The sequence below is a fragment of the Sediminibacterium goheungense genome, from assembly GCF_004361915.1.
Classification (GTDB): domain Bacteria; phylum Bacteroidota; class Bacteroidia; order Chitinophagales; family Chitinophagaceae; genus Sediminibacterium; species Sediminibacterium goheungense.
Map to the genome: position 1 here is coordinate 42,895 of NZ_SNWP01000010.1, position 24,056 is coordinate 66,950.

A 24,056-nucleotide genomic window follows, 5' to 3' on the forward strand; every position below is an offset into this window, starting at 1 on the left:
ACTAATATCCTGATTTAGAAAAACGATGTACACCGCCATCATTACCGACGATAATATAATTGAAAGAGACGCTTTATTTTTTCACTTATCCAAAATAAAAAATATCACTGTCATCGCCTCCTGCAATAACGGAGAAGAAACAGCAGCCTTATTACAAGTACAATCGGCAGATATTGTGTTTTCCGATATAGATATGCCTCGCATGAATGGCATCGATTTATTAAAAGGCATCAGTAAACCTCCGGTATTCATTTTTATTTCGTCCTTTCCAGAATATGCTGCTGAAAGCTATAATCTTGACGCAATTGATTATATTATAAAACCTGCCAGTTTTGAACGCGTAAAAAAAGCAGTTGACAAAGCTATTGAGTATATTGAAATCAAGAATAATACAAAACTCTATAGTGAGAAATTCGATCCAGAGAATCAAATTTCTGAATTTGGAAGCCGGCTTTCCACAGATGAATTTTTCTTTATCAAAGAGAACAACAATTATAGCAAACTTAACATCCAGGACATCACTTATATTGAAAGCATGGGCGATTTTTCAAAAATCCATATTAACGGACAAAAAAAATCGGTTGTATTGGTCAGTTTAAAAAATATTGAAAGACAGTTATCACCCAAAATATTTAGAAGAATTCATCGACAGTATATCATCAATTTACTACAGATAGGTTCCGTTACTAATACGGAAGTGCAACTATTGGATAAAACCATAATTCCGATCAGTAGTTCTTACAGACAAAGCCTGATAGAGTCTGTAGTGGAAGGAAAACTGTTAAAAAGATTCGGCGATTAATTTATACAACTTTTACTGCAGGAAGTTGTATGGTAAAAACGGTTCCTTTATTCAGTTCACTTTCTGCCTTCATTTCTCCATTCATCATTGTTACAAAAGACTTGCAAAGAATGAGACCGAGTCCGTTACCTTTCTCCTGTCCCGTTCCCCTTGAGCTTTTTACAGAATGAGAACCCGCACTATTAATCAATACTACTTTTTGATCTTCCATGCCGATTCCAAAATCTACCACGGAGAGCGTGCTGTATTTTTCATCACCCACTGAAGTAAGTGTAATCTTTCCCTGTTTATGACTAAACTTTATTGCATTCGTTAAAAGATTCCGAATAACAGATGCAAGCATCTCTTTATCAGCCATCATACATATATCTTCTCCTATATAATTTTCAACTGTCATCTCTTTTTGCTCCATTGTTTCTCCGAGTGTCGACAGCACTTGAATAGTTATTTCACGCAGATTTACGGGTTCAAAATTCGGCTTAAAGCCATCTATCTGACTGGTAGCCCATTTGAGCAGGTTATCCATCAGATTCTGTGTATAACCAAGTGAATTTTTCAATTGACCTGCATACAGTTTCATTTTATCCTGCGAAATACCATCCTGTTCGAGCAGGTGCGTAAAGGAAATTAATGAATTGATGGGAGTACGCATATCGTGACTAAGTGTGCCGAGTACCTGATCCTTTACATGTATCAACTCTTCCAGTTCTTTTTTTTGCACACTGATAATCGCATTGAGTCTTTTCCCTTTTCGCTGACTCTGGTAAATAGCTGCTGCAGTTCCCAGTAATACCAATACAGCAATCAGAAAAATCAGGTTAAGGTTTCTATTATACTGCAGTTCAAGTTGCTGGTTGATAATCTGCTTTTGCGTAATAGCTTTTTCAAAACGGGTACGATCCTGCTGTAATTGAAAAGCATCTGCCTGTTGACGTGCTTCGTTTTCTAATTTCGACTGTTCCTGTAAAAACAATAAGCGTTGAAGGCTTTTTTCTTTCTCTGCCAGCGCCAACTGATCTTTCTGTCGCTCGGCAAGTAATACCTGCTGCTTCAACTCTTCCGCCATTAATTGCCTGCCGTATTTGTATTCTCTATCTCTGATATCTATATCAAGTCTTAATTGCTGTCTTGTAATTTCTTTTTCCTTCTCCTCGCCATATAAGCTGTCCCTTACAGCAATATGTTTCCTGAAAAAAAACAGTGAACTATCAAAGCTTTTTTGTCTTTCAAATAAATAACTCATTTGCTCATATACAGATTTCAGGGTTCCGAGAGTACGGTGTTTTTCTCCTACAGCAATTGCAAGCCTGAAATAATGCAGGGCGTTTTTATCATCCTCCAGTTTTATAAAATGTAAACCCACCTTATAGAAATTCTCTGCAGTTACAATATATTCTTCATGTGATACATCTATCTCCATTGCTTTTTTTAAAACTACAAGCGCCTGTTCTGTATCACCCTTTCTATCATACACTTCACCCATATCAGCGAGAATGGCAGAAGCAAGTCCGGGATCATCTTCTTTAAATGCAATGGGCAAAGCCTTATTTAAACCCGCCAACGCCATATTGTATTGAGCAGAATAAGGAATACCCATTTTTGTCAGTTCTGTTTCTGTTGCACGCATGTAAGCCAATGCTATTGCCTGTTGGGCCACTGCAATTCCTCTTCCTCCCGGATCTTCTTTTTCAAATGCTGCAAGTGCACGCTTCATATATTGCAATGCTTTTTCTATCTGATTCAGATCGAGGTAAATCAATCCGATATTCATGATACAGCTATTGATACCATCTGAATTTCCGATCTGTTCAAAAATCGTTAGTGATGCCTGATGCTTTTCCAGCGATCGTACATAATCTTTAATATCCAGGTATAATGCCCCCATGTTCAGGAGCACACCAGCCTGACCCCGTATATTATGGCTGGCAACACTTACATCATATGCTCTCTGATAGTAAGTAAGGGCTTCAGCATAACGTGACTTCCCATGATGTAATCTTCCTGCCCGTTCATATACATCGTATAAGGCAATATTCAGTTTAAGCTGCTTTGCAAGATTGGCTGCACTGTCGATGTATAGCACAGCAAGATCAAACCTTTGCATGTTTCCATACTGACGGAATATATTTCTGTAGTGAATTATTTTGAGGGAATCTCTGATAGTGTATGTTTTGTTTACCTGTAATAAACTATCCAGCCTTTTTTGTTGGGCCAAAGCAGAAAATACAATCAATAAACAAAAACAGAGCGTGAGCCATTTCTTAGCAACCATATTTATTCAGCGATAAATCAGTAATGAGAATAGAAAAAAGAAATGGAGAGGGCATTATATGGCAATGATAGCCAGATGGATACAGATTCATTTTTCGCAGCAGTTTCCGGCAAGGTAATCGATTTCTGATCGTTGTCTGCTTAAAAAAAGATTTAAAATCAGCCTGTAGAATGTTTACCATGCTGCACGGGCACTAGGACCGGCATCCAGTTCAACAAACTGCTGGTCGAGGTATTTGTAATAAGCTGTAATAGCGATCATGGCAGCGTTATCAGTACAATACTGAAAAGCAGGAATGTATGTTTTCCAAACATACTTAACGCCGGCTTCCTGTAATGCCTTACGCAGACCACTATTGGCGCTTACCCCTCCAGCTATACAAATATTTTTGATCCCTGTTTGCTGAACAGCCTTCTTCAGTTTTTTGATCAGTATATTAACGATGGTGAATTGAACAGATGCACATAGATCATTCAGATGCTGTTCTATAAAACCGGGTTCCTGTTTCTGAAGAAAATAGAGTACGGAAGTTTTTAATCCGCTAAAACTAAAACCTAACTCCGGCACCTGTGGTTCAGCAAAACTGAATGCCTTTGGATTACCTTCTTTTGCATAACGATCTATCAATGGCCCCCCCGGATACGGCAGTCCTAACAGTTTGGCTGTTTTATCGAAAGCTTCCCCTGCTGCATCATCAATTGTTTCACCTATCACTTCCAGTTGAAGCGGAGTGTGTGCAAGAACAATCTGGGTATGTCCACCACTTACGGTAAGGCATAAAAATGGAAAAGATGGTGGATCATCACCGATCAGATTAGCCAATACGTGCGCCTGCATATGATGCACCCCGATTAATGGTTTATTCAATGATAAAGCCAGTGATTTGGCAAACTGTGCACCGACCAGCAAACTACCAATCAATCCAGGTGCCTGTGTAAAGGCTATTGCATCAATAGATAACAACTCATTTTTGGCAATATTGGCGGCAAACAGGGCCCTATCTACAACAGGAACAATGTTTTGCATGTGCGCACGGCTGGCAAGTTCAGGAACCACACCACCATACTGTTCATGCACCGTTTGATTGGCGATAAAATTGGACATGATTTTACCATCCACACATACAGATGCAGATGTTTCATCGCAGGATGATTCAATGGCCAATATGGTAACCGGTTTGTTGATGCAAAAAAATTAGTGTTCAGAAAGATCGCAAAATTAACTGAATCAAAGATGCAAATGGATTATTTCGTGCGGATAGCCACTACAGGATCCATTTTTGCAGCAATGGATGCCGGAATAATACCGGAAATAATACCCAACCCGATACATATACTTAAAGCCAGTATGATAATATTAGGTGCAATGTAAATAGGGAAAGGAAGTACAGCACTCAGCACCAGCGACATTATCCATACCAATGCAAGACCAATCAATCCACCGACGATACAGAGAAAAGCACTTTCGAGCAAAAATTCAGTGAGTATGGTTCTTCGTTTGGCACCAATGGCTTTTTTCAACCCTATCTGACTGGTTCTTTCCCGAACTGTAACAAACATGATATTGGCCACACCAAAAGCACCTACAATCAGACTCAATCCTGCAATGGCCCATCCGCCTGCACTTACCTGTCCAAAAAAGCCACCTACCTGCTCACTGAACTGGGCCACATCATTGCAGGAAAAATTATTCTCTTCAGCCGGACTCAGTTTTCTCAATTGACGCATAACACCTATCAATTCATCCGCCAGGGCTTTTGAGGGTATGTCTTTTTTACCCTGTACCATAATAAAAGGGCTGCTGTAATCAGGATTATAAACGCTGGCAAAATAGCGGTAGGTAACAATCAGCGACTGATCATAATCAAAACCTCCAACAAAACTCTGTCCCTGTTTTTTTATCACACCAATCACATTCACACGCTTGCCATTGTACGACACCTGTTTGCCTACAGCTTTTTGCGGATTACCAAAAAGCTGTTCTGCCACCACATATCCAATGACGCCAGAAGTGGTGCCGCGTAGAAATTCAGCTTCATTAAGGTAACGGCCATATTCAATATCAATGGTCTGGATGGAGGTAAATTCTTCCGTTATACCATAAATATTTACATTACTCAGGATATTGTCCTTATAGCTCAGGTTTACGTTGTTGGAAACAAAAAAGCAGAGATTACTGGCCAACTGGCTTTTGGCTTTGATAAAACGCATTTCCTCCACTTTCATATTGGGGCGCTTCATGTATTTCCACCAGGGGTAATCGGGGCCACCGCCGCTGTAATCCCATTTATCAATATATATGGTATTGTTACCAAAAGCTTTTATATCATTCTGTACTTTTCTTTCAAGGCTATCTACGGTTGCCAGTACGCCGATAATGCAGAATATACCAATGGTAATGCCGAAAAGCGATAAAAAGGTACGCAGCTTATTGACGCGCAACTCCTGTAACGCCATCCGGAAACTGTTCCACAATATATTCAGCAGTTTGAACATATACCAAATGTAAGTGGAGATTGTGGATAGAGAAACTAAATTTTATGGGTGGAAAGGAAAGTCAGGGAGACCGGAAGACAGAAAGTCCGAAAGATGACTCATTTAGAGACAAAATCACCTTATGTAAAGATACAAATCTTCCAACAAATACACATTTCTTCCGGACTTCCGGTCTTCCCGACTTTTCAACTACTTTACTGAACCATTTCTACTTAAACATTGTTTATCAACATAAAAGAATAAAACTTTTTACGTTTTCGGAAAATGCTATTACGTTCTGTGCTATTTTTGCAGCGATTTCCTAAACTATAAACTTGCAATATGACCTGGAAACAAGTATTTACCTCATCTGTTGGAAAGAAGCTGGTCATGGGATTTACTGGTATTTTCCTGATTTTATTTTTGATTGTACATGCCGGATTGAATGCCTGTATATGGGCCATGGATGGTGGTGAAATGTTTTTACACGCTGCTCATTTTATGGGCTCCAACTGGGTACCCCGTATCCTTGAGATAGGATTGTTTGCAGGGTTTATCTTACATATTATTCAGGGCTACCTGCTAACCGTAGAAAACCGTAAGAAAAGATCGGTTGGATACGCGGTCGCCTACAGCGATGGTAGTAAATGGTATAGCCGAAGCATGGGCTTGCTGGGCACTTTGATTCTCCTTTTCCTGATCATGCATATGTCGCATTTCTGGTTCCCTAACCGTTCTAATCAGGGTTTCCTGTTAGGACCGGAAATTAACCTCTATGAAAAAATGCAGACAGAGTTCAGCGTGCTGTGGGTGGTAATATTATATGTGGTAGGCTGTATTTCTCTTGCCTATCACTTAGCGCATGGATTCCAGAGTGCTTTCAAAACACTTGGTGTGCATAATAAAAAGTACAATAAATCACTGACCGCCATAGGATATGGATTTTCCATTATCGTACCATTGGTATTTGCCATGATGCCGATCAGTTTTTATTTTAAATGGGTGTAGTAAAGTCAAAAACCAAAAGTTAAAAGTCAAAAAATTACTTCGGTAAGCTGAATGGATATTCTTTTTGAGTTTTGAGTTTTGAATTTTTAGTTTTCATTAAAATCGTCTCGTATGCTGAATGCGAAAATTCCTGCCGGGCCATTAGAACAGAAATGGACAGATTACAAAGGGCACTGTAAGTTGGTGAATCCAGCAAACAAGCGTAAGCTGGAAGTGATTATTGTGGGTACTGGTCTGGCTGGTGCCTCTGCTGCAGCTTCACTGGGTGAACTGGGATATAAAGTAAAAGCTTTCTGCTTCCAGGATTCTCCCCGTCGTGCGCACTCTATTGCTGCCCAGGGAGGTATCAATGCCGCCAAAAACTATCAGAATGATGGTGACAGTGTATTTCGTCTTTTCTATGATACGATTAAAGGAGGCGACTATCGTGCACGCGAAGCCAACGTTCATCGTCTGGCAGAAGTAAGTGCCAATATTATAGACCAGTGTGTGGCACAGGGTGTTCCCTTTGCACGTGAATATGGTGGTTTACTGAGTAACCGTTCATTCGGTGGTACTCAGGTACAAAGAACTTTTTATGCCGCCGGACAAACCGGTCAACAGTTACTGATAGGCGCTTACCAGGCCCTTGAGCGCCAGGTTGCACTCGGCAATGTGAAAATGTACAGCCGTCATGAAATGCTGGAAATCGTTAAGATTGATGGCAAGGCCCGTGGTATCATTGCCCGTGACCTGGTTAGCGGTGAACTGGAACGCCATTTCGGACACGCAGTACTTCTCTGTTCCGGTGGTTACGGTAACGTGTTCTACCTCTCTACCAATGCTATGGGCAGCAACGTTACTGCAGCATGGAAGGCTCACAAACAGGGTGCTTTGTTTGGCAACCCCTGTTTTACACAGATCCACCCTACCTGTATTCCGGTGAGCGGCGATCATCAGTCTAAACTTACCCTGATGTCTGAGTCGCTGCGTAACGATGGGCGCATCTGGGTGCCTAAAAAGCAAAATGATACACGTAAGGCTACCGATATACCTGAAGAAGAAAGAGATTACTATCTCGAAAGAAGATACCCGGCATTTGGTAACCTCGTTCCCCGTGATGTTGCTTCCCGTGCTGCCAAAGAAAGATGTGATGCAGGTTATGGTGTAGGATCCTCTAAACAGGCAGTATACCTGGATTACGCTTCCGCTATTGAACGTTATGGTCGCACAGAAGCCAATAAACAAGGTAAAAACAATGCCAGCCTTGAAGAAATTATCGCCATGGGTAAAGAAGTGGTGAAAGAAAAATATGGTAACCTCTTCGATATGTATGAAAAAATAACCGGAGAGAATCCATATGAAGTACCCATGCGCATCTACCCTGCCGTACACTATACAATGGGTGGATTGTGGGTTGACTATGAACTGCAGACAACCGTACCCGGTTTGTATGCACTGGGTGAAGCCAATTTCAGTGACCATGGTGCCAACCGCTTAGGCGCATCTGCACTGATGCAGGGCCTTGCCGATGGTTATTTTGTAATACCTTATACCATAGGTAACTATCTGGCCGATGAAATCTACAGCAAAGCCATTGCTACCGACCACCCTGCTTTCGCAGAAGCGGAAAAAGCAGTTAGCGACAGGATTCATCAGTTAATGAATATCAAGGGTAAACAGTCTGTAGAAAGCTTCCACAAGCGTCTGGGTAAGATTATGTGGGATAAATGTGGCATGGCCAGAAATGAAGAAGGATTAAAACAGGCCATCGCTGAAATTCAGGCATTGAAAAAAGAATTCTGGAGTGATGTACGTATTCCGGGTGAAATCAATGGCATGAACCCTGAACTCGATAAAGCCAACCGCGTTGCCGACTTTATTGAACTGGGTGAACTGATGTGTCTCGATGCGCTGAATCGCAAAGAAAGCTGTGGCGGACATTTTCGTGAAGAATCACAGACCGAAGAGGGTGAAGCATTGCGTGATGATGCCAACTATATGTATGTAGCCGCCTGGGAACACAAAGGTGAACACCAGTGGGAACTGCATAAGGAAGCGTTGAACTATGATGTGATTAAGCCTAGCCAGCGGAATTATAAATAATTTGAAAATGTGGCAATTTGGAAATTTGGAAATTAAATTGCCCTTTATCAGATCATTACTAGTAAGTCAGGCGAAGCGGGAGAGTAAATTTGAATTGATCGTAAATTGAAATTTATTTCAATAACTTTTAATTCAAATTTATGAGAGGTGATAGAGATAATTTGATCGTGAGGAAAGCCATTACGTTTTCTTTAAAGATCATAAGATACACAGAAGTTCTTGAACAAAACAGGAAATTTGTAATTGCTAAACAGTTGCTAAGATCTGCTACTTCTATTGGTGCAAATGTATGTGAAGCACAGAATGCAGAGAGTAAAGCTGACTTCGTTCACAAAATGAAGATTGCTTCTAAAGAAGCTAGTGAAACTTTATATTGGCTGATCTTATGTGAACGAAGTGATGGCTATTATTTTGATGTTCAGATTAGAAATGATGCTGATGAAATCATCAGGATTCTTTCAAAAATAATCTCTACTTCAAAAATGGCTTAACTGCTTTCATTTTCAAATTTTCAAATTTTCAAATTTTCAAATTGTTACCATGGAACACTACGTTATGAATTTGAATCTCAAAGTGTGGAGGCAGAAGAACAGTGCCAGTAAGGGAGAGTTCAAAATGTACAGGGTTGAAAATATTTCTTCAGAGATGAGTTTTCTGGAGATGTTTGATGTGTTGAATGAGCAACTGATCCGCGATGGCGAAGATCCGGTTACTTTCGACCACGATTGCCGTGAGGGTATTTGTGGTGCCTGTTCTATGTATATCAATGGCAAGCCCCATGGTCCATGGCAAGCCAATACTACCTGTCAGCTGCATATGCGTGCTTTTAAAGATGGCGATACCATTGTTGTTGAACCCTGGAGAGCCAATGCATTTCCTGTGATCAAAGATCTCATGGTAGACCGCAGTGCATTTGACCGTATCATTCAGGCAGGTGGTTATATCAGTGTAAACACAGGTAACGCCGTTGATGGTAATGCCTTACCCATTGAAAAAGATAAAGCCGATGCTTCCTTCGCTGCTGCCATGTGTATTGGCTGCGGTGCCTGTGTAGCAGCCTGTAAAAACAGTTCGGCCATGCTGTTCCTGAGTGCCAAGGTATCGCACCTCGCACTGTTACCACAGGGCAACCCCGAGCGCAAATCGCGTGTGATGAATATGGTGGCACAGATGGATAAAGAAGGTTTTGGTGCCTGTACCAATACCGGTGCCTGTGAAGCTACCTGTCCGAAAGAAATTTCTATCAGCAATATCGCCCGATTGAATCAGGAGTATTTGATGGCGGGGCTGACTGCTGAATAAGCTGCTAGCTACTAGCCGCTGCTAGCTACTAGCTTTTTAAAAGCATCCGGTGAACCGGATGCTTTTTTATTTTGTGTAGTAAGCTTTTCACTAGAAGCTAGCGGCTAGAAGCCCGTAGCTCAAAGCTTATTTTTTCTTCAGAAAAAAAGCGCTGATGAGCGATACTACCAGACCTACGGGTAATATTTCCATATAAGTAATAAGGGCATTGAAAAAGGGATTTTTGTACATCTTATTAAATCGAGCCATTTCAGCTGTTTGTTTGGCCAGCTCAGCTTCTGTTGCACCAGCGGCTTTGGCTTTGGCCAGTGTTTCGGCAGCATATTTTTCTGCAAAGTCCGTAAACACATAAAAATATTCGATCAGCCAGGTTACCACATAGAAAGTAGAGGCAATCAGGGCAATCAGGATACCGATGGTAAAGGCCTTACCAAAGCTGATAAGACCGTTATTGTATTTATCACGAAAAGTTTTTACCCCTACGAAAATGAAGATAAAAGCAAGGATCATGGAGGCATAACCATAGATCATTCCATTTTCGAAATCACCGGTACTTTTAAAATACAGTGTTGACAATACCATCAGCGTACTAACAATCAAACCGCCGATAATACCATTAATGAGAACTACTTTTTTCATAAGCGTTGTTTTATTGGTTTTGATGAATGAACCGCAAAATCGGTCTGGTGCAGAAAATACGGTTCATACTTTCGGGTGATTTTAGTTTTTTACCCCTGTTTTCACCCTTTGGTACCTTATACTATGGAATAATACCCAGTGTTCTGGCTTTCTCAATGGCCTGCGCTCTCCTACCCACTTCCAGTTTTTCGAATATCCGCGACAGATGTGTTTTGATGGTATTGGGCGAAACATACAATTGCGAAGCCATTTCCTGGTTACTATAACCCGTCGCCATCAGTTCCAATACTTCCAGTTCACGAAAGCTGATACCCAGTTCATCAATCATAGACTGATTGCGAATAAACGCTGCAGTGCTGTCCCGATAAATGATGTTCTCCTGTATCTCTGTTTTTACCCTGGGACGTGTGAGCTTTTTCGATAACCAGATACCAACAGTAAGAAATATGACTGCTATCAACAGCGCATACACCATGAATGCATGTTCATACAAAAGGTATTTCAGCTCCATCCAGCGTAAAAGGGCCAATAATACAGCTAGACTTATACCATATCCTATAATGAGCCGGTTCTTTCTGATCATATTATCACTGCCTTGCTCCTAAGATAATAACTAAGCGGCAAAGCTGCCTACCTTTGCCAAATGCCCAATGACTATTTTCAGTTTAAACAGTTCCGCATAGAGCAGCAGAAAGCAGCCATGAAAGTATGTACGGATGCCTGTTTATTTGGTGCGTGGGTAACCAGTAAGACAAAAGAAAACAAGTACGACAAGGATTCAAGGGCACTGGATATTGGAACAGGTACAGGCTTACTGGCACTTATGCTGGCTCAGCAATTTGAGGGACATATCGATGCTATTGATATAGATGCAGATGCTGCTACGCAGGCAACCGAAAATGCTGAAGCCAGCAACTGGCGAAACAGGATATCGGTACACCATGCAGCCATCAATACATGGTCTCAAACCCATTATAATCTGTTGCTCTCCAATCCACCTTTTTTTGAACAGGACCTTAGGAGTCAGGACCAGCAAAGAAACCTGGCTTTACATGATACCGGACTTACCTTAGAAACACTCTGGGAGCATGTGATACGATGTATTCATCCGGATGGATTATTTGCAGTGCTCTTACCTTATCACAGACTTGCTGATTGTTTGGCACTGGCGGCCAAAAATGATTTTTGGTTACATGAACAGGTTTCGGTTCATCAAACAGACAAGCATGGGCCTTTCAGGGTGATGCTTTTATTCGGGAGAGAAAAGAAAGTTCCTGTTGAAGGAACTATGTTGATTAAAAATGGAGGTGCTTATACAACGGCTTTCACAGCTTTGTTACAGGATTATTATTTGTATTTGTAACATTATATTGCCACTGAAAGCACAGAAGTCCACAGAATCGTTCAGTGTATTTCTTTGCTTTCAGTGGCAATAGATTTTATCGGGTCGCATAATCCGACAGGTAGGTAAAATGCGATGTGAGTTGTCCGTTTTGCAGAATGGTGGCGCGCTGAATGGTTTCAGCACCTCCTTTCAATAAATCTTCCAGCACATATTTGATCAACTGTTCACCAAAATATTTACTGGCATCACGTGGTAATTCATTGGGCAGGTTGCCCACTGCCATTACATCAACACCGCCAGGAAGGTAGGGTGCTGTTTTGGTAAAACTATTTTTATCAACCCCATATACCGGATCATCGATAGTGGCATCGCCAAGGTTACAGGGCACACTGCCACCTTTATCATCAGTAATATCTGCGATGGTCTGGATACGGAAGGCCAGGTCCTGTAAATCTTTCATTTCAAATAAACGGGGAATCTGATGATCCCAGTAAATACCATTCATGAGTATATCTGTATGTGCATAATACTGCCTGAATACACAGTTATATTCATCAGGATGGGCATGAAAATGATCTCGCTGGTAGGTTCCATTGATGGTATGGCGATAGAGATTGGCACCTTTCAGGTGTACATATACCGGATAACTGAATGAGCGGTCCATGTATTCATCCGGTTCTACTTCCTGAACATCCATCAGGTTCATAATTTCCAGTATACCATGTGCCACACGGCCACTACCGGTAACCGCTATTTTAATATTGGGTAATTTGAGACCGAAATAGGTATGAATAAGTTGACGATAATCTTTTACTTCCACCACCCTGTTCAGGTGATAAGCCCCTGTTCGGTTACCATAACACATGATGCCATTGTGTGCACCTACAATACCTGCAAAAAAACCAAAACCGATAATGCGTTGTCCGTCTTCATGCTCAAGGCACTCATAATCGATCAGGGTGATTTTTTTATCGATCATGGCATGCATCAATCCACGGTTATAGGGTTGTTTCTTTTTGGTATGGGAAAAGAAAAGATAGGTTTTATCAGGAAGCAGCATATCCACAGGTACCTCTTTGATACCCAGTAAAATAGAACAATCCGATAGGTCTTCGGTTACTTCAATACCGGCATCTATATATTCCTGGTCGCTGAAACAGCGGTTGGGTGAACTTTGTACCTGTATTTTACAGTTGGGCAAATGCTTCTGCATCCACTTACACTGCCCCGGCGTAAGTGCCACCCGGTTGTCTGCCGGAATTTTTCCCTCTCTGATAAGTCCGATAACAAGCATTCGACTAATTTTGTGGCAAGATAGTGAGAAGTCCGAAAGTCGGTGAGTCCGGAAGTCTGAAGATCAGTATTATATATTTACCTTTCTTCCGATACAAAGTCCCCCTACTTTCCGTCTTTCGGACTTACGGACTTTCGGACTAAAATACTATGAACCATTTCGAACTATTCAACCTGCCCATCAGCCTTTCGATAGATACCAGTGGTCTGTCGAAGCAATATTTTGAACTGCAGCGCAAATACCATCCAGACAGGTTTGTACAGGCTTCTGCTGCTGAGCAGGAAGAGGCTTTGCAGGTATCGGCACAGGTAAACAAGGCTTTTAAAACATTGAAAGATCCGGATGCTACCCTTCAATATGTATTACAGTTAAAGGGTTTATTGGAGGAAGAAGAAAAATACCAGCTTTCTCCCGATTTTCTGATGGAAGTGATGGAATTGAATGAGGAAATGGAAGGAGGCATGACAGATGCCATTCAATCAAAGATTGATCAGCTAAAAAAAGAATTATATGCCGATGTGGAAACGATTATTACAAATTATCAGGAAGGTGTTACTACCGAAAAAGAGTTGTTGCAGGTGAAGGAGTATTATTTTAAGAAGAAGTATATTGACAGGATGGTGGATAATTTGATAATTTGATCCACCTGAGGCGGATTGTGAATTTGAAAATTGGAAAATGAATTTTACCCATAAAAAAAGCAGTGATGAATCACTGCTTTTTTGTGCCCAGAACAGGAATCGAACCTGCACTACCTTGCGATAACCAGATTTTGAGTCTAGCGCGTCTACCAGTTCCGCCATCTGGGCATTGGGGTTGCAATATTAGGGAAAGAATCTGAGAAACTCGCAATAATACCAGCTAAAAAACCGGGCATTTGACATAAAGGAACATTTTCCACCTGTTCATAAGCTTCATCAATAATTTTTACCTCCCATGCAAGAAAACTGTACTTTTCAGTACAACTTTACCCAATGCATAAACGCGATTTCCTGAAATCAATCTCTCTGGCGGGGCTTGCCCTACCCTTAAGTTCCAACGCTATGAATGAATGGATCAACCAATACCAGGAATTATCTCCTGCTGAAATTGCCGATGATGAAAATTTCTGGTCCGTCATCAGAAGCGGATACAAACTGAAACCCGATTATATCAACCTGGAAAATGGTTATTATAATTTCCTGCCCGAAAATATTCTCGATGCCTATATCAAAAATATCCGGGAGGTTAATTATCAGGGCCCCTACTATATGCGTACGGTGCAGGGCGATAACAAAAAGAAAGCCAATGCCGCGTTGGCCGAACTGGCAGGTTGTACTGCCGAGGAACTGGTCATTACCCGTAATACCACCGAATCGCTTGATACCATTATCGGAGGCTTCCCCTGGCAAGCGGGCGATGAAGCCGTGATGGCCGCACAGGATTATGGAGCCATGCTCGATATGTTTACACTGGTGGGCAAAAGACATGGAGTGGTCAATAAGGTTATCTCTCTTCCCCACAATCCCAAAAGCGATGAGGAACTGGTGCAACGCTATGCCAATGCCATCACACCCAAAACCAAGCTACTCATGGTTTGCCATGTAGTGAATATTACCGGTCAGGTAATGCCTGTGAAGAAAATCTGCGATATGGCCCATAGCAAAGGGGTGCAGGTATTGGTTGATGGCGCTCATGCATTTGCCCAACTCAATTTCAAAATACCCGAACTCAACTGCGACTACTATGGTGCCAGTTTACATAAATGGTTAAGCGTACCCCTAGGTGCCGGCTTACTGTATATAAAAAAGGAACATATTCATACAACCTGGCCCCTGCTCGGACCATCAGAAGGAGAAGACAAAAGTATTGCCCGACTCAACCATACCGGTACGCATCCCGTGGCAACCGATATCACCATACCTTATGCCATCGAACATTATAAAATGATTGGTGCCGAAAGAAAACAGGCCCGCTTACAATACCTGCAGCAATACTGGCTCAAACAGGTGAAACAGTTGCCGAATATTATCATCAACACCCCTGACGATCCGGCCCGTTGTTGTGCCATTGCAAACGTGGGTGTGAAGGGGATGAAACCTGCTGACCTCGCAGCCAGCTTACTAAATAAATATAAAATTTACACCGTAGCCATCGATCGTCCGGAAGCCAATGTTCAGGGTTGCCGCATTACCCCTAACCTGTACACAACCACAAAGGAACTCGATACGCTGGTGGCAGCACTCAAAGAACTGGGATCCTGATTTTTGATTTTTTGATCTTTGATTTCTTGATTTATATTACAGCATCTTTGATCCTTGCCAAATGATAAAATCAAAGATCAAAAAATCAAACTTTATGCTTTCTCCCGACAAATGGGTTTCCAATTACGCTGATATGCTTTTTGCATATGCCCGACCGCGGGTGAATGATGCACAGGTGGCTGAGGATCTTGTGCAGGAAACTTTTCTTAGTGCGTGGAAAGCGAGAGAGGGCTTTAAGGGTGAGGCTTCGGAAAAAAGCTGGTTGTTCACCATCCTTAAGAACAAGATCATTGATCATTACCGTAAAAAAGGAAAAGACCTGATTCAAACAGGTAATGATAAGGATGCTACTGATATTTTCTTTGACCAGCATGAACACTGGACCGATCAGGATGGTCCTTCCAACTGGGGCACCGCTGCCAGTGACCCCTTGCAGCAGAAAGAGTTTTATACGGTTTTTGAAAAATGTAAGAAAAAGCTACAAACGCTGCAGCAATCTGTATTTATCATGAAGTACATGGAGGATTTGAGTGCAGATGAAATCTGTAAGGCACTGAACATTACACCGTCTAACTATTGGGTATTGATTCACAGAGCCAAGCTGGGATTGAGGGCCTGCCTGGAAAAAAACTGGATTCAGCTTCCCTAACAACCTTATAACCATGGGATTATTTAGTATTACCTGTAAAAAAGCAACTTATCTCTCCTCGAAAAAGGAAGAGGGTAAACTAAGCTGGATAGAAAAAATTCAGTTGAGCTCTCATTTGGCCATCTGCAGCTTTTGTAGATTATTCGAAAAACAATCACAAATTATTGCTCATCAGGCCAAACATGTTGAGTGTACGGATAAACTTTCTGAGGAGGCGAAGAGCAAAATGAACTGGGATAAACTATGATTTGAGGGATGAACAGGATAGACTTTTATCATACTTCTATCTTAGCATCATAGCTATCCGAGTAAAAAAATGTCGAATGACTATTCATCATCCGACATTTAATATAAAAACTTTCTTATTCTTTATTTCGTATTCCTTATTCCTTATTTTCTATCTTTTATTTCTCCGAGGGATTTTTCTTACCAGCGAGTAATTTTTCCAATGCTGTTTCCAGTCTACGCTGTTTGGTTTCTTCTTTTTTGGCTCCCTGTATCCACGTTACGTATTCTTTCTGGTTGGTAAATGATAATGAGCTGAAAAACTCTTTGGCTTCCTCATGTTTGGTGAACAGTCTTTCCAGTTCAACCGGGGCCACTACCAGTCTTTTTTCGAAGTCGACACCCATTTCATGACTTTTCACTTCTGAAAAAGCACGTGAACGGTTAGGGATTTTCTCGGTTTTCTTGAAACGGATTGCGCTCCATACATGATCCAGTGCCACCATTCTAACCGACTCATATTCCTTTTTGGTAAGACAATCCCAACTGCAATCACGGTTCAGGTCGCTAACGATCTTACTAGTGGTTTTGGGATAGGCTACCCATAGCTTACTATCTTCATGCAGTGCAGGAATTACCTCGCACAATACATTATTCAACTGCTGCTGACTGATAGCAAATACCAATGCAAAATCCACCTTTTTGCTTTTCAGCAGAGGGGTTACATTTTTGGCGTAGGTTAACTTGGCAAACTGTTTTTCGATAGCTGAAGGAAGCCCCTGAATCAACAGGTTCTTCTCATCCTTCAACTGCAACTTTTCCAACACGGTCTGATTTGACATGCCTAAAAACAAATTAGCAGGATGAACAAAAGGAATGCAAAGTTAAAAAAATGTTACTGCTTTCCGCAAACAATTGGTGGGTATTTTGTGTTTTGACCGATTTTTTAACAGAAAATGCCCGTAAATACTATTTTATATGAACAAAATATAATATGTATGGGCGGGTCCGGGAGTCCGTAAGTCCGCAAGACCGGAAGCTATTTTCCTACGAAGGCAAATTTTCAGCCCCCACCTTACTCACTACTGACTACTCACCCTTTGACCATTCACAACTCACAATCACTTCTTATAAAACTGCTTCACGGTTTCCTCCATAATCTTCTCTAGCTCAGCGATGCGGGTTTCATCGGCGGGATGGGTACTGAGGAACTCTGGTGGTTTGTTGCCGCTGCTGGCTTTCGACATACGTTGCCAGAAAGCAATGGCTTCCCGTGGGTCGTATCCGGCCAATGCAGAGAACATGAGGCCTAGTTTATCGGCTTCCAGTTCATTTTTCCGGCTAAAGGGTAGCATAACACCGATATTGGTACCGATACCATAAGATGTCATAAAGAGGTTCTGTGTTTCTGCCGGCTTGGATGAAAGAGCTGCCGAAAGGGCAAGGCCTCCCATTTGCTGAAACAATCCCTGACTCATTCTTTCATTACCATGGCGTGCCAATGCGTGTGCTACTTCATGTCCCATTACCACCGCCAATGCCGCTTCGTTTTGGGTTAAAGGTAAGATGCCTGTATACACTACAATTTTACCTCCTGGCATACACCAGGCATTGGGTTCTTTGTTATTGACAAGGTTCACTTCCCACTGAAAGCTTTCCAGTTCCTTACTCAATCCTTTTTCAGCATAGTACTTTTTAATGGCACCGATGATATTATTGCCTACCCTGCTTACCATGGCAGCATCTTTATTTGCCGCAGGCACAGCGGGGTTGGTGGTCATAAACTCCTTATACTGGGTAAATGCCATGGCCTGTACTTCAGATTCAGGTATGAGACTTAACTGGTTTCTTCCCGTTATGGCATTACGGTGACAGCTGCTGCTTATTGTTACAAGTACAATTGCAATAAGAAACATTCTTTTCATCGTTATAAATTTTGAATTACACATATCTTCAAAGTTAGCAAACATGCAGGCCCGGCTTTTATAGCTTTCCCGTAATAACTTACAAGAATCGGTTCATAGTCTGCTCCATGCTTCAACCGATAAAAGGCATTTTCTTGTAAGCCTCGTAAATCTATTGGAATATAGAAAAAATCCTGCCAAAGATAGCTTATCGTGAATGGTGAATGGTCAATGGTGAATAATCGACCACCATTAATCAGTAAAATAGTAGAGGGTGAGTAAACACTAACCAGCTTAGCTATTCAAATTGACAATTCACGATCAAATGATTACAAAAATCAGTTTTTAAACCTGTCGCGGCGAAGGCGGCGGCGGTCGCGGTGGCGGAGGATGGGCACTTTGCTTTCTGTTCCTTTCAGGATGCGCGAAATATTTTTCTGATGGGTTAGCACTACCATGAGTGCAACCAGTACGGCAAATATGCGGTAGAGGGTTTCTTCCTCATTGAAAATAAATAGAATGAATACCATAAATGATATACCCGCCAGAATAGAACTCAGGGATACGAATCGGGTGAGGTATAATACAATCAGGAAAACACCGATACAACATAAAGCTACCAATGGCTGGATGGCAACGGCCATCCCTAATAAAGTAGCCACCCCTTTACCCCCCCGGAAATTAGCCCAGACAGGGAAAATATGTCCCAGTACCGCAGCCAGTCCCAGCCCGATCATCAGGTTGGTTCTGTCCCACTCATTGGTGAGGTAATATGGTAAAAGGATATAAAGAGAGGTAGCGATTACGCCTTTGATCACATCCACCAGCATTACAAAGCTTCCCCATTTGGAGCCCAGTACACGAAAGGTATTGGTGGCGCCGGCATTACCACTGCCATAGTCGCGGATATCAATACCAAAAAATGATTTGCTGACCCAAATAGCGGTGGGAACCGATCCAATCATATAAGCCAGAGCAATGAGCAATAGTTCATTCATCGGGGGGTGGTTGAAGTTTGGAAGTACAAATATACTTAAAATGAAGATAATGATAACTTAACATACCCCAATGGGGAAAATTAGCCCCTGAGTCGCATGGCTATCCACGCCCCTTTTTGGATGGTTTTGATATGCTGCCAACCCAATGGTTTACAGGCGGTTATTATATCGTTTTCGTCCTCCAGCAGCAAACCACTCAGTATGATCTCTCCGCCAGGTATGACAGATTTAGCAAGTAGTGGCAGGTTATCAAGGATGATGTTCTTATTAATATTTGCAATTACAATTTCATATGGCTTATCAACAAAAGCAGTATCATTCTTTTGAATATCAATACATTGACATTTGTTTATTAAAGTATTTTCTGAAGCATTCTCTACGCACCAGTCGTCATAATCCACGGCCAGTATTGCTGTAGCTCCCAGTTTTTCAGCGAGGATGGCCAGAATACCGGTTCCGGTTCCAAAATCAAACACAGTTTTATCCTGAAAATCAATCTCCCGCATCAATTGCATCACCGAAAATGTAGTGGCATGGTGACCTGTACCAAAGCTCATTTTGGGGGTAATCACAATTTCATGCTGGATACCGGTAAGGGGCGCATGAAAGCCTGCCCTGATTCCCACAAAATCATCTACCAGCACGGGTTCAAAATTTGATTCCCAGACTGCATTCCAATTTTCTTTTTTAATAATTGATTTAGAATAACTTAGATTCATTTGCTCAATTATTTGCTTTAATTCATTTTCATTGAATTTCTCTTCTTCAGCATAAGCTTTTAACGCTGTTTCCGATTCTTCAAAACCATCAAAACCAGCTTCTGCCAGTTGGGCAATCAATAACTCACGGATACTTTCTTCTGTTACGGGAATGAGGATTTGGTAATGATTCATTGAAATTTGAAAATTTTAAAATTATGGGGGGACATCCGCCTGTGGCGTTGAGTATATGGTGATGAATGGGTGGTTACAATAAGACCTCCTGATGTTCAGGAGGTCTTATTTCGATATTCAATATTCGTTATTCAATATTACTCGGTTCTTCAGGCTTCTTCTTCGCGGGGCTTTCCACCTTCAGGCTTCGGCATCAGTGCTTTGCGGCTGAGTTTGAATTTACCTGTTTTGGGGTCAAGACCCACCAGTTTCACTTTTACCATATCGCCTTCGTTGAAGAGTCCTTCCATGCTTTCAAGGCGCTTCCAGCTGATTTCGCTGATATGCAGCAAACCCTGTTTGCCTGGCATGAATTCCACAAAAGCACCAAATTCCTTGATACCTTTTACCGGACCTTCATATACATCTCCAACCGTAGGTGTTGCAGTAATACCTCTCACCCATGCTACTGCTTTATCAACAGATTCTTTATTGGCTGAGAAAATGCTTACTTCACCGGTATTGCCTACTTCTTCGATATTGATAGTAGTGCCGGTTTCGCGCTGAATCTCCTGGATTACCTTACCACCAGGTCCGATTACCGCACCGATAAATTCTTTGTCGATGATGAGTTTCACCATACGTGGCGCATGTGGCTTCACATCCGGACGGTGTGCAGGAATACATTCATACATAGCATCCAGGATATGTAAACGACCCTTACGAGCTTGCTCCAATGCTTCGCGCATTACATCCATGCTCAGACCATCTACTTTGATATCCATCTGAACACCACAGATACCATCGCGGGTACCGGTTACTTTAAAGTCCATATCACCCAGATGATCTTCATCGCCCAGGATATCCGTCAGGATTGCATATTTACCATCTTCACGGGTAATCAATCCCATAGCTACCCCACTTACGTGTTTAGGTACAGGTACACCTGCATCCATCAGCGCCAGTGAACCGGCACAAACGGTAGCCATTGATGATGAACCATTACTTTCCAGAATATCACTCACCACACGTACAGTGTATGCGTAGTTGCTGCTATCAGGCATCATCTGCTTCAGCGAGCGCATGGCAAGATTACCATGCCCTACTTCGCGACGGCTCTGACCACGCATCATTTTCACCTCTCCGGTGCTGAATGGCGGGAAATTATAATGGAGATAGAATTTAGAATCTACTGATTTGGCTGCACTTTCAACCAGCAGGTCATCCAGTTTGGTACCGAATGTTACTGTGGTGAGCGACTGTGTTTCGCCACGGGTAAACAATGCTGAACCATGCGGTGTTGGCAATGGATCTACTTCCATGGCCAGCGGACGTACCTCATCGAGTTTACGGCCATCCAGACGGAAACGGTCATCGATGATCATGCTGCGAACTACTTCCCATTTCAGGTCTTCATAGTATTTCTTGGCAAGTTTTTTATCCAGATCGGAAATATCTTCTCCCAAACTGGCGATCAGTTCATCTTTCAATGCACTGTAGGCATCGCTACGTTCGTGTTTGGCAGAACCTTTGCGTGAAATTTCATACACACGGTCTTTGGCAAAAGCATATACTTTCGCTTTCAGCTCCTCATTCTGCTCAGGTTTTTTATAATCGCGCATGGTTGTTACACCTTTCTTTGCTCTTAATTCTGCCTGTGCCTTGATATGAACACGGATGGCATCATGTGCCAGTTCCAATGCTTTTACCAGATCAGCTTCGCCACATTCTTTGGCTTCACCTTCCACCATCATCAGATTCTTTTCCGTAGCTGCGATGATGAATTCCAGGTCAGATTTCTCTAACTCAGAACGTGTGGGGTTAATGATAAACTGACCATCTACACGGCCAATTCTTACTTCACTGATGATTTCTTTAATGGGAATATCTGAAACAGCCAGTGCAGCTGATGCAGCCAGACAAGCCAGTGAATCGGGCAATACTTCTTCATCACTGGAGATAAGGCTTACGAGTACCTGCACATCGCAGAGATAATCTTCTGGAAATAATGGACGTAATGCACGATCGATCAAACGGCTGGTGAGAATTTCATAGTCGTTCAGACGGGCTTCACGCTTAAAAAATGAACCGGGAATACGGCCTGCAGAAGCAAACTTTTCCTGGTAATCAACACTCAAAGGGAAGAAATCCTGTCCCTCCCTGGGTTCTTTATTGGCAACAACAGTGGCTAAAAGCACACAGTTGCCCTGACGCACGGTAACGGCGCCATCTGCCTGACGGGCCAGTTTACCGGTTTCGATGGTAACGATGCGGTTGCCACCGAGATCAAAACTGACACTGATTGGTTGTGATAACATAATTCTTTTTTGTAGTTGGGATCAGGCTGTACAGGCGGGAAAAGTACAACATACCCCGGTTAGGAAATGATCAGAAATCAGGTATTGACACAAATAACTATTCCCAACCGTTCAAAAGTACCAGTTGGGAATAGCATGTATCATAGACTGAAAAATTATTTTCTCAGACCCAGTTTCTCGATCAGTGCACGATAGCCCTGCAGGTTATTTTTCTGCATGTATGTAAGCAAACGCTTACGCTGGCCTACCATCTGCATCAGACCACGGTGAGTGGAATAATCTTTTTTATTGGCTTGTAAGTGCTTTGAAATGTGGGCAATACGCTCAGTCAGCATAGCTACCTGTGCTTCAATTGAACCCGTGTTAGTGGCTTTTCCACCAAATTCAGCAAAAATGCTGGCTTTTTTTTCTGTTGTTAAATGAGACATCTGAAAATGTTTAATAGACTCCGGAATGTTTTCCTCTTATTTTTTATCGGCTGCAAAGGTAGGATATATCAGCCAAAATTGATAATTTTATGAACTGAATTTTACCCCCCTCTGTAGTTCCGGTTTTTCATCGGCTATTTGCTGCTATAAATCCGGCCTTTTTATTGCATGCCTGTCCTGACATTTACAGGAACAAGAAAGCAATTTATTGATTTTCAACATAATAGCGTTTATTTTGTCAGAAATAAACGAATCGTCAACCTGGGTTCATGATGTTTGGAGTAACCATATTGGGCAATAATTCTGCGCTTCCGGCGTACGACAGGCACCCGACTGCCCAGGCTATAACCCTTCATGAACAGGTTTTTTTGATTGATTGCGGCGAAGGCACCCAAATGCAGTTGGCCCGTTATAAGGTGAAAAGAGGGCGCATCAACCATATTTTTATCTCTCATCTGCACGGCGATCATTATTTCGGTTTGATAGGGCTTATTACCAGTATGGGGCTGTTGGGCCGGGAGCAGGACCTTCATATTTACGGGCCGCCACCATTGCTGCAGATCATCGAATTACAATTGGATGTAGCGTCTACTACCCTACCCTTTCAGCTTATTTTTCATGGACTGGAACAGGAAGGACTTATTCTGGATCATCCTAAATTTTCAGTGGAATGCTTCAGTACCATGCATCGTATTCCCTGTTTCGGTTTTATTATCCGGGAGAAAAAGAAACCCCGGAAAATAAACCGGGATGCTGCTGTTGCCGCCAATATTCCGGCAGTTTACTACGAGCGACTAAAAAACGGGGATGATTATGAAACCCGGGATGGACAGGTTATCAAAAACGAAACTGTTACCTATCCTAATACGCCCGGTCGCAGTTATGCTTTCAGTGCCGATACCATTTATGATCCGGCTATCGCTGAAAAAACAAAGGGCGTTAACATGCTGTATCATGAAACTACTTACCTGAAAGATCTTGAAGAACGCGCTGCTGCCCGTTTTCATTCTACTACGGTACAGGCTGCTACCATTGCAAAAAATGCCGGCGTTCAGCAATTGCTTATCGGACATTTCAGCAGCAAATATGAAACCCTAGACGCCTTTCTCACTGAAGCCCAATCCGTTTTTCCCAACACACAACTTGCGATGGAAGGGACAACCTATTTAATTTGATCCCTCCTTCGTCGGGATGACAA

The 24,056-nt window shown here is 42.1% G+C and carries 23 protein-coding genes and 1 tRNA gene; 11 read left to right on the forward strand and 13 right to left on the reverse strand.

All coding sequences use genetic code 11. The features are described from left to right. The first annotated feature begins 25 nt into the window (after positions 1–25). A complete protein-coding gene (locus tag BC659_RS00190) occupies positions 26–802 on the forward strand; it encodes a LytR/AlgR family response regulator transcription factor (RefSeq protein WP_133472568.1) in 777 nt (258 codons plus the stop codon). A gap of 1 nt (position 803) precedes the next feature. Here the strand turns inward: BC659_RS00190 and BC659_RS00195 are convergent, their stop codons facing one another. From BC659_RS00195 to BC659_RS00205, 3 genes are all read right to left on the reverse strand, one after another. Continuing rightward, positions 804–2,906 (reverse strand): tetratricopeptide repeat-containing sensor histidine kinase, encoded by a 2,103-nt coding sequence (locus tag BC659_RS00195; protein WP_162847304.1) that lies wholly within the window; start codon positions 2,904–2,906, stop codon positions 804–806. Between the two features lie 342 nt (positions 2,907–3,248). Then, positions 3,249–4,193, reverse strand: coding sequence for a tRNA (adenosine(37)-N6)-threonylcarbamoyltransferase complex transferase subunit TsaD (tsaD, locus tag BC659_RS00200; protein WP_246027092.1), 945 nt, complete (start codon positions 4,191–4,193; stop codon positions 3,249–3,251). Positions 4,194–4,318: 125 nt separating this feature from the next. Then, a complete protein-coding gene (locus BC659_RS00205; protein ID WP_133472571.1) occupies positions 4,319–5,569 on the reverse strand; it encodes an ABC transporter permease in 1,251 nt (416 codons plus the stop codon). A 321-nt stretch (positions 5,570–5,890) separates the two neighbouring features. On the opposite strand from BC659_RS00205, the gene BC659_RS00210 reads away from it, so the two are divergent. From BC659_RS00210 to BC659_RS00225, 4 genes are all read left to right on the forward strand, one after another. Continuing rightward, positions 5,891–6,556, forward strand: coding sequence for a succinate dehydrogenase cytochrome b subunit (locus BC659_RS00210; RefSeq protein WP_133472572.1), 666 nt, complete (start codon positions 5,891–5,893; stop codon positions 6,554–6,556). A gap of 111 nt (positions 6,557–6,667) precedes the next feature. Next, a complete protein-coding gene (locus BC659_RS00215; RefSeq protein WP_133472573.1) occupies positions 6,668–8,641 on the forward strand; it encodes a fumarate reductase/succinate dehydrogenase flavoprotein subunit in 1,974 nt (657 codons plus the stop codon). A gap of 140 nt (positions 8,642–8,781) precedes the next feature. Beyond that, positions 8,782–9,132, forward strand: coding sequence for a four helix bundle protein (locus BC659_RS00220; protein WP_133472574.1), 351 nt, complete (start codon positions 8,782–8,784; stop codon positions 9,130–9,132). Positions 9,133–9,196: 64 nt separating this feature from the next. Further along, positions 9,197–9,943: a succinate dehydrogenase/fumarate reductase iron-sulfur subunit gene (locus tag BC659_RS00225; protein ID WP_246027054.1), complete on the forward strand. Its 747-nt coding sequence runs from the start codon at positions 9,197–9,199 to the stop codon at positions 9,941–9,943. Positions 9,944–10,069: 126 nt separating this feature from the next. On the opposite strand, the gene BC659_RS00230 is transcribed toward BC659_RS00225, so the two are convergent. Next, positions 10,070–10,582 carry a DUF4199 domain-containing protein gene (locus tag BC659_RS00230; RefSeq protein ID WP_133472576.1) on the reverse strand — a complete coding sequence of 171 codons (513 nt, stop codon included), beginning with the start codon at positions 10,580–10,582 and terminating at the stop codon, positions 10,070–10,072. A gap of 121 nt (positions 10,583–10,703) precedes the next feature. Further along, the gene (locus BC659_RS00235; protein WP_133472577.1) at positions 10,704–11,165 is read right to left on the reverse strand and encodes a response regulator transcription factor; all 462 of its coding nucleotides are present in this window, start codon (positions 11,163–11,165) and stop codon (positions 10,704–10,706) included. Between the two features lie 60 nt (positions 11,166–11,225). On the opposite strand from BC659_RS00235, the gene BC659_RS00240 reads away from it, so the two are divergent. Continuing rightward, the gene (locus BC659_RS00240; RefSeq protein WP_133472578.1) at positions 11,226–11,945 is read left to right on the forward strand and encodes a tRNA1(Val) (adenine(37)-N6)-methyltransferase; all 720 of its coding nucleotides are present in this window, start codon (positions 11,226–11,228) and stop codon (positions 11,943–11,945) included. Between the two features lie 76 nt (positions 11,946–12,021). On the opposite strand, the gene BC659_RS00245 is transcribed toward BC659_RS00240, so the two are convergent. Beyond that, entirely contained in the window at positions 12,022–13,221 is a 1,200-nt protein-coding gene (locus BC659_RS00245; protein WP_133472579.1) for an NAD(P)-dependent oxidoreductase, read from the reverse strand. Positions 13,222–13,370: 149 nt separating this feature from the next. Here BC659_RS00245 and hscB point away from each other — a divergent pair, with 149 nt between their 5' ends. After that, positions 13,371–13,862, forward strand: a complete 492-nt coding sequence (gene hscB / locus BC659_RS00250; protein ID WP_133472580.1) for a Fe-S protein assembly co-chaperone HscB — start codon at positions 13,371–13,373, stop codon at positions 13,860–13,862. An 84-nt stretch (positions 13,863–13,946) separates the two neighbouring features. Here the strand turns inward: hscB and BC659_RS00255 are convergent. After that, positions 13,947–14,030, reverse strand: a tRNA-Leu gene (locus BC659_RS00255). Positions 14,031–14,195: 165 nt separating this feature from the next. On the opposite strand from BC659_RS00255, the gene BC659_RS00260 reads away from it, so the two are divergent. The 3 genes from BC659_RS00260 to BC659_RS17170 all read left to right on the forward strand — a co-directional run bounded on the left by BC659_RS00260 (position 14,196) and on the right by BC659_RS17170 (position 16,360). Then, the gene (locus BC659_RS00260; RefSeq protein ID WP_133472581.1) at positions 14,196–15,464 is read left to right on the forward strand and encodes an aminotransferase class V-fold PLP-dependent enzyme; all 1,269 of its coding nucleotides are present in this window, start codon (positions 14,196–14,198) and stop codon (positions 15,462–15,464) included. A gap of 94 nt (positions 15,465–15,558) precedes the next feature. After that, positions 15,559–16,113 (forward strand): sigma-70 family RNA polymerase sigma factor, encoded by a 555-nt coding sequence (locus tag BC659_RS00265; protein ID WP_162847305.1) that lies wholly within the window; start codon positions 15,559–15,561, stop codon positions 16,111–16,113. Positions 16,114–16,126: 13 nt separating this feature from the next. Continuing rightward, the gene (locus tag BC659_RS17170; protein WP_484346117.1) at positions 16,127–16,360 is read left to right on the forward strand and encodes an anti-sigma factor family protein; all 234 of its coding nucleotides are present in this window, start codon (positions 16,127–16,129) and stop codon (positions 16,358–16,360) included. Positions 16,361–16,517: 157 nt separating this feature from the next. Here BC659_RS17170 and BC659_RS00275 read toward each other — a convergent pair whose 3' ends face one another. The 6 genes from BC659_RS00275 to rpsO all read right to left on the reverse strand — a co-directional run bounded on the left by BC659_RS00275 (position 16,518) and on the right by rpsO (position 22,858). Beyond that, on the reverse strand, positions 16,518–17,180 hold the full coding sequence (locus BC659_RS00275) for a YdeI/OmpD-associated family protein (protein ID WP_133472583.1): 663 nt from the start codon (positions 17,178–17,180) through the stop codon (positions 16,518–16,520). A gap of 279 nt (positions 17,181–17,459) precedes the next feature. Next, positions 17,460–18,263: a M48 family metallopeptidase gene (locus BC659_RS00280; RefSeq protein ID WP_133472584.1), complete on the reverse strand. Its 804-nt coding sequence runs from the start codon at positions 18,261–18,263 to the stop codon at positions 17,460–17,462. Between the two features lie 317 nt (positions 18,264–18,580). Next, positions 18,581–19,240: a glycerol-3-phosphate 1-O-acyltransferase PlsY gene (gene plsY, locus BC659_RS00285; protein WP_133472585.1), complete on the reverse strand. Its 660-nt coding sequence runs from the start codon at positions 19,238–19,240 to the stop codon at positions 18,581–18,583. A gap of 80 nt (positions 19,241–19,320) precedes the next feature. Continuing rightward, positions 19,321–20,133 carry a 50S ribosomal protein L11 methyltransferase gene (gene prmA, locus BC659_RS00290; protein ID WP_133472586.1) on the reverse strand — a complete coding sequence of 271 codons (813 nt, stop codon included), beginning with the start codon at positions 20,131–20,133 and terminating at the stop codon, positions 19,321–19,323. Positions 20,134–20,282: 149 nt separating this feature from the next. Then, a complete protein-coding gene (gene pnp, locus BC659_RS00295; protein WP_133472587.1) occupies positions 20,283–22,430 on the reverse strand; it encodes a polyribonucleotide nucleotidyltransferase in 2,148 nt (715 codons plus the stop codon). Positions 22,431–22,585: 155 nt separating this feature from the next. Continuing rightward, on the reverse strand, positions 22,586–22,858 hold the full coding sequence (gene rpsO / locus BC659_RS00300) for a 30S ribosomal protein S15 (RefSeq protein ID WP_133472588.1): 273 nt from the start codon (positions 22,856–22,858) through the stop codon (positions 22,586–22,588). Between the two features lie 269 nt (positions 22,859–23,127). On the opposite strand from rpsO, the gene BC659_RS00305 reads away from it, so the two are divergent. Then, positions 23,128–24,033, forward strand: coding sequence for a ribonuclease Z (locus BC659_RS00305; protein ID WP_246027055.1), 906 nt, complete (start codon positions 23,128–23,130; stop codon positions 24,031–24,033). Positions 24,034–24,056: the final 23 nt, after the last annotated feature.